Annotated in this window: 3 protein-coding genes; all 3 read right to left on the minus strand. The window is 43.7% G+C overall.

The window, feature by feature from the left end:
• Positions 1-18 precede the first annotated feature (18 nt).
• Positions 19-1401, minus strand: a complete 1383-nt coding sequence (locus KFE26_RS13085; RefSeq protein ID WP_131523362.1) for an HlyD family type I secretion periplasmic adaptor subunit — start codon at positions 1399-1401, stop codon at positions 19-21.
• A complete protein-coding gene (locus KFE26_RS13090) occupies positions 1398-3575 on the minus strand; it encodes a type I secretion system permease/ATPase (RefSeq protein WP_105250446.1) in 2178 nt (725 codons plus the stop codon). The genes KFE26_RS13085 and KFE26_RS13090 overlap by 4 nt, the downstream gene beginning before the upstream one ends.
• A gap of 116 nt (positions 3576-3691) precedes the next feature.
• Positions 3692-8028 (minus strand): S-layer family protein (locus KFE26_RS13095; protein WP_212600654.1); only part of this gene is annotated, 4337 nt, incomplete at its 5' end.

Consider the following 8028-nt stretch of genomic DNA (forward strand, 5'->3'; position numbering starts at 1 on the left):
CGGTTAATAAAAAAAGGCTTAGTGCTCTCTGAGCGCTGTGTCCTTAGCCCTTAAAATTGGATTTAAAATGTACTCAAGTATGGATCTTTGCCCCGTGATAACGTCAACTGAAGTTAACATCCCCGGAATAATTGGCATCTGTGTGCCATCGTTTTTGGTTAAACTAGATTCTGCTGTCCTAACTCTGATGAGATAAAAACTATTGCCTTCTTCATCTTGAGAAGTGTCGGCACTAATATGTTCGACAGTTCCTTTAAGGCCGCCATAGCGGGTAAAATCATAGGCGGTAATTTTAACTACGGCGGGTAATCCTGGATGTAAGAAAGCGATATCTTTAGGCAAGATTTTAGTTTCTATCAGCAGTTGATCTTCCGATGGTACTATCTCAATAATATCGATCCCAGGTTGCACTACACCACCCAGTGTATTGATATGCGTGGTTTTAATGGTGCCATTAACAGGGGAGGTGATAATCGCCTTACTGACTTTATCTTGCGCGCCAACTTGTGCTTCATTCATGCGAGAGAGGCGGGTTTGAGTTTCATTGAGCTGCGCGCGCAGCTCTGCAGCGTAAACAAATACGGCTTCACGGCGTTTTAAGATAGCCTCATCTAATGCCGCTTTTACTTTAGGGCGGAGTAAACGCATTGAATTCAATTCACCTTGCAAGTCGTTTACCGTGCGTTCGAGTTTGAGTAACTCAACTTCAGGAACAATACCTTTTTTGGCTAAAGGTCGAGTGAGTTCAAGCTCGCGGGATATTAGTTGCATGCTCGTCGTTAATGTCGTTGTTTTAGAGGCGAGATCATCAATTTCTTGCTGTCTTTGTTGAATTTGACGTACGAGGATCTCAAGTTGGTTACTTAAGTTATCTAAGCGCCCGTTGTATTCCTCCTGTTGTCTTTTCACTAAGGCGGGTTCTGCAGCAATGATAGCCTCAGGGAATATCAATGCTTCTTTAGTGATAAGCACTTGCTCACGCCAATCAGAGGTCATGTCTGATATTAGAATGCTGTCGAGTTCGGCGCGCATGCGGATAGCATTGGTTTTTAAGCCATAAACCTCTTGCTCTTGTTGAGCAAAGTCGGAGCGAAAGCGGGTATCATCAATACGCACTAAAGGCTGCCCTTTTGTGACTATCTCACCTTCTTGAACGTAGAGTTCTTGCATTATGCCGCCATCTAGACTTTGGATCACTTGAACTTGTGATGAAGGAATCACTTTTCCCGTTCCAGTAGTAACCTTATCTAATTGAGCAAACCCCGCCCACAGTAAAAAACACACTACCATAGCAGCAAGTGCCCATATGATTAATCTGTGTCCGCTGGGAGCGTCTGTCATCATGGCGCCATAGACATCATCAACCATGTCTAAGTCGTTTGTTGTTAAATGTTTACTCATCTTTTAGCCTCTCCGTTCACTAGGCCAAAATTGAGTTTTTCTAGCACTTCTGCTTTAGGTCCATCGGCAACCACATGGCCGCGTTCAAGTACAATAATGCGGTCGACGAGTTGCAATAAATGCATCTTGTGGGTAATAAGAATTAACGTTCTATCTTTGCTGACATTTTGCATTGAACGAATAAATTGTTGTTCAGCGCGAGCATCTAAACTCGCCGTAGGCTCATCCATCAGTAACACTGGGGGATCATTCAGTGTGGCGCGAGCAAGAGCGACAGTTTGTCTTTGTCCGCGACTGAGTGACATGCCGCCTTCGCCGACCTGTTGGTCTAGGCCTTCTGCTTCTAAGTTGGTGAATTGACTCACACCAGAAAGTTGTACCGCGCGGATGAGTTGATGTTCAGTGACTTGACGTGTACCAAATAAAATATTGTCGCGAATAGAACCATGGAATAGGGTGACATCTTGGGGTAGGTATCCAAAATTACGACGTAAATCACTCGGATGAATCTGTGCTGAGTCTAAACCGTCGTAGCGCAAGCTTCCTGCCGTGGGTTGAAATAGCCCGACCAGTAGCTTAGCTAGCGTACTTTTACCTGAACCATTTCGACCGATAATGGCAATGCGTTCGCCAGGATTAATCGTCAGCGACATCGGATGCAATACAGGCTTTTCAGAACCTGGATAACTAAAACCGACATGATCAGCATTGATCTTGCCTATGAGTCTTTGTTTGCTAACTAAATGCCCTTTATTTTCAAACTCATCTTCTTGAGTCATGATTTCATTCAGTTGGCGTAGTGCACTAGCTGTGTGGTTTGCTCTCGTCATCAGGCCTGCAAGTTGTGCCATAGGTGAAATGGCGCGGCTCGATAGCATAACCGCAGCAATAATTCCGCCCATAGATATCGCATTATCAGCCACACGATAAACGCCCAAAATCACCACGCAGACAACGGTAAATTGCACCGTAAAGTTCGCTACGTTCGATACTGAGTTGGAGAGCTTTTTTGACCTTAATTGCCAGTTTGCACTGTGGCCTATCATCTGTTGCCAGCTTTTTTGCACAATTCCTTCAGCACCATTAGCTTTAATTGACTCTAGCGCTGATAAGCTCTCGATTAAATGCCCATGTTTTAAGCTTGAAAATTTATTGCCTTCTTCGATTGCCGCTTTGAGTTTAGGTTGAATATAAAGCGTGAAGCCAATAATGATTATGCCGCCAATGACAGGAACTATAGCGAGATCACCAGCGACAATAAAAATAATAATTAAGAAAAATATCGCGAAGGGGAGATCGACTAAAGTTGTGATCGTTGCCGAAGTTAAAATTTCACGAATATTATCGAATTCACCTAACTGCTTCGCCATGCCGCCGATACTAGGAGAACGTTTTTCTAGGGGAATACCTATCGCTTTAGCAAAAAGTCGCGAAGACACAATAATATCTACTTTTTTTCCTGCAACATCGATGAGGTAACTTCTAAGTTGCCGCATGATAAGATCGAACATATAAGCAATCGCCGCACCAATCGCTAAAACCCAAAGGGATTCAAAAGCGAGGTTTGGGACGACTTTGTCATACACATTCATAATAAATAACGGTGAAACTAAGGCGAATAAATTCACCAATACAGAAGCGATTAATGCATCACGATAAATGGGTGCTGAATCTTTGAGGGTTTGGACTAACCAGTGGGTTTTATTATCGTGTAGATAAACATCGAAGCCCATGTCGCCACGGTATTCTTGTTTGACTAAGAATAAATATCCCACATATAAGGCTTCGAGCGACTCAATTGTCAGTGTCTCTTCACCGCCCGTCTCGGGTAATTGAATAATTGCTTTATCTGATGCAACATCAAGTTCTCGCAATATACAGGCTTTTTTGTCTTTTAATAATAAAATACAGGGGAGCAATATAGGTGATACTTCGTTTAAGCCTTTTCGAGACAGCTTAGCCGCTAGCCCCGCTCTTGAAGCTGCCTGAGGCAATAAGTCGGGTGATAACACGGTACCTGACAAGGGTAAACCTGCCGCAAGCGAATCGCTCGAGCACGGATTGCCAAAATGCTCAGTGAGTAACACTAAACAATCCAGCAAAGGATCCACTAACACTCTTTGTGAGGCTGAAATGGTCCATTGATCAATTTTTTCAGAAGCTGCAGCAGACACCTAATTACTTATCCTTTGGATTTTTATATGGTTATGGCAAGTATCGGTCATGATGGCCTATATTTCTATAGGCCATCCAATTAGTTATTAAAACTAAATTGTTCACAATTTTATTTCTAGAATAGTTCTGTAGTTTTCAATGGTTCATGCTTGAGCTCAGGGTCTACAACAATTGGCTGAGTATCAACAATTAACGGACCATTACCATTGGTACCGAGTAAGCCATTAATAATACCAACATCGCTGGTCACACCATACTCTTTAGATAAATCCACGCCATCAAGAATAATCAACTGGGTTGCCGTATTTGTTCCGTTACCATCTGTATCAATGGTTATCGAAGTTGAGCCGCCATCAAAGCTAAAGCTTAAATAGTCATTTAGGTCGTTACTATTTACACCTTGGAGCAAGTCACTCAGATCCAATTTGTCCTCATTCACATTAAAGTCTGTAATATGGTCTATACCTGTTTCTGCATAGCGCCAGACGAAGGTATCAGCACCGCTATCACCACGTAGAACGTCATTACCAAGGCCACCAATCAGAGTGTCGTTGCCGTCACCGCCGCGTAAGCCATCAATACCTTCGCCGCCAATCAGTAAGTCATCACCGCTACCACCGTAGACAAGTTGACTACCTTGATCACCATAGACTGTATCATCACCGCTACCAAGGTTAACAGTGTCAGTTTTTGGTTGCAGTGGCTGCAGCACATCAGCCATCAATGTACCTGCATCGGTGGTGATATCATCCTGAGCCATAAATTTGCTACTAAGGATCTCTGCCTGAGTGACTACAGGGTTATTTAGGTTTGGCAAAGAACTGCCTGTGTTCACAATATTGTTAGCAGTAGAAACACCAAGGTCGATGTAATCATTACTATTGCCAGCATTAATCAGCAGCTCAGTATCTTTAGCAATGTACTGAGTCTTGGATGATGAAGCGACAGTACCGTATCCTCCTAAATTAACGGCAAATTGAGCTGTATTATTGATCCAATCGGTCATGATGAATGAATCAACACTCTGACCACCGACAATATTGTTGGGGTGCAGAACGGTGACTTGGAAGTCCGCAGTGCTCTGCGCTGTGTCCTGATTACTGGTTTCAGTCGCCGTAGCCACCACAGTGATGGTGAAGTTGCCATGGCTAGTGACTTTAATCTGTAGGCTGGATTTATCCCAGTTGCTGATATCCACAGTGCCATCAACACCTACGGTAGCTTCGTTGCCCGCAGCATCTTTCAGGACAGCGCCTTCAGGTAAGCCTTGCAGCTTAAGATTCAGTGTTTCTGAAGTATCTGTATCTTTGAGCGACGACGAAATATTGCTGAGTTTAATAAACTCACCGCGATAGCCCATATTGTCTACCACTTTAAATGCTAAGTTATCCAACAATGCACCGTATGAGTCCCCATTATCTCCTTCAAACTGCAAACGATATTTACCTGAGTGATCAATAGGTAAGGTGATCTTTTGATCTCTTAACCAATTAGCATTCGTTGGATCGAAATCGTATAGCGTTATGGCTTGAGCATTTAATGGGTTGCCTTGAGCATCTAGCGGAATAAGCTTAATCGTCAGTCCAGAGGTATTTACGCTACCTGAGCGGGCCGCAATATCAAATCCGAGTTCGTAGAATCGACCAGCATCCGCTTGAATATCGGTATATAAGGTTTTATCGCCACCATTGAACTCAATTTCCATGACTTTATTGCTATTGGAGCCACCAGAGACGTAGACACTTTCATAACCAATCTCAACTTGGCCACCTTTATTGCTGGTATGCCAAGTGCCGATAGTATTTAGGCCCTTAATGTCATTTGCCTTAACACCATCCCAACTGCCAGAGAATTTGGCATCTTCAAAGTTGATAGCAGCAACAGAGGTGTACCCATTAATTGTCAGGTTAGGTACATCTGCTACTGCTTTAACAGTGATATTCAATGTACTTGTGGCACCTGTATTAGTGGTGTAGGTGATTTCAGGCAATGAACCGCTCCAGTGATCTTTTGGATCAAAGCTGTATTCACCATTTGCCTTCAATTGCAGCTTGCCTTCAGGTAATTGATACCAAACATTACCGGCATTATAGGTTGTGCCATTCACCTGGAAGCTGGTAATGGATAATGTGCTATCCACATCCGTATCATTTTCCAACACGTTACCATTAGCTAAGGCATCCTCAGAAATGGTTTTGCTATCTGCCTCAGTTATCGTTGGATCATCAACAGGCGTTACCTTGATGGTCAGCGTGTTTGTTGCTCCCGTATTCGTGGTGTAGGTAACCACTGGGACTTGACCATTCCAATCAGCGGCAGGTTTGAAGGTATAGCTACCATCTGCATTGAGAGTCAGTTCGCCCTCTGCTAAGGTGATTTTACTACCAGCGGCATGCTGAGCGGCATTGTTAGCAACAGTGAAATGAGTGACTGACGTATTTTTATTGCCATCATTATCCAGCACATTACCGATTACAGTAGTATCTTCAGGACCACTATCTTGATCTTGAGCCGCTTTAAGCGTATTTGCATTAACGGTATTTACATTTAGAGTCAGTAATGCACTGGATTTATCACCATCAGCATCTTGCATGGTGTACGTAAAGGTTTCCGTTGCATTAGCCGGAATCGCAGAGGCGTTGGCTGTTACTGTATAAGTGTAACTACCATTGGCGAAGATGATTAACGTGCCATATTGCCCTGAAATAATGGTTCCTAAGTTGCCAGAGGTACCTGAACCTGTTTGGTTGCCCGCTGCGGCACCAATTACCGTGATATCATCAGCACTGATTACGTCATTAGCTAACACATTGCCAGTAGTTGAGGGTAATTCATAACCATTACCAGCTACTACACGCACAACTAGTTCATAGCTACTTGCATCATTTTCAGACGTTCTAATTTCAGTCACAACTTGATTAGTAATTGGATCCCTAAAACCAATTACCTGCAGAGTATAAATTGCCCCCTGATATTCAAAGGTTACATTCGTATTGCTGACTTTAATAATATCCTTTGATGCTTCAGGATCGTTGGTGTTAGGCGTTTCATTGTGTTCAAAGTTGACTTTAAGGGTCACTGGTGTGACTACCCCATAGGCATCAGTAACCGAGAAAGTGACATCCATGCTTGCTTTGGTAATTGCTCCTCCTGAAGAGACTGGGAAATTATAGTGGGTAAAAGTACCTAAAATGATATCTTGGTTTAATGAGAACTGACCATTTAATGCACTGTCATTATCGATAAAACCATAGCCAGATTGATAGGTATTAGTTGGATTCCCCCATCTGATCTGATCTAAACCACTGTCATTATCCGTGCCACCACCATTAGGACTATTTGTACCATCGAACCTGGTTACGCTTGTGCCATTTGTCCATGATGTCCAATTTGCCACAACGCCAGATACGATAAAACTATCCACGATAACATCGACACTGCCAGTGTCGTTTTTGGCTGTACCTACATCATCTACGATTTCAACGCTAACATTGCCAGTTACTACACTTCCGTTAGCAGTGGTTCCTTCAATAACGATACCGTTAATTAAAGTACTTAGGTTTTCACCATTTAAGCCATTAATTTGCAATAGATTATCTAGCAACTTCACATTGACTGTAATACTGCCAGATGTTCCTGGGGCGATCGCCGAGATGTCGCTTAAGGTTAATATGATAGCTTGAACACCATTGATCGAACCAATCAACGCTCCATTAGTCGCAATCGCCCAAGTTATATTGTTTCCAGCAAGGTTCGTTACGGCATTTATCGATGAGGAATTAAAGTTAAATGCTGTTAGTGCTTGCGTACCTGCAGTGAAATTAATCGCTCCACTTACAATGTTAGGTATACCGTCACGTAAAGTACTTTCATTAACAACAATGTTACAGTTACCAGGGGTATAAACTATTGCGGTATCAGAGCTTTGTACGGAGGTGTTGCCTGCTTTATCTGTTTGCGTCGCGGTGACTGTGATGCTCTGGCCGCCTGCAGGTGCAGATTCGGTCCAGCTGATTACGCCGTTATTGTAGCTGTAGCCTGTAGCTGGATTGCCGTTTGCAAGCATAAGCGCGCCATTGGCATCAAGTTTCAACTCGACATTGGTTGTTGTGCCGCCATTAACTATAGTCAGGTTAATGATGCCACCTTGGGTTAGTTCTGCGTGGTTAACGTTGACTTGCAGTTGCACTCCAGCACCGTTGCTGTTGATTTCTGCTTGGGTGAGCAGGCCATCGCCAGGAGTGCCGTCATCGACGATTAACACGGTCGGTGCAATCGGGGCAGTGGTGTCGAGCTTGGCGCTGTCAGAGCCTTGTGCAGAGGTGTTGCCATCGCTGTCGGTTTGAGTCGCGGTGACAGTAATGGTCTTGCCTTCGGCCACGACCGCAGTCCAGGTAATCACGCCGTTGTTATAGCTGTAGCCCGTTGCAGGAGTGCCGTCGGCGAATGTTA

This window comes from Shewanella sp. M16, from assembly GCF_018224605.1.
Lineage (GTDB): Bacteria > Pseudomonadota > Gammaproteobacteria > Enterobacterales > Shewanellaceae > Shewanella > Shewanella oncorhynchi.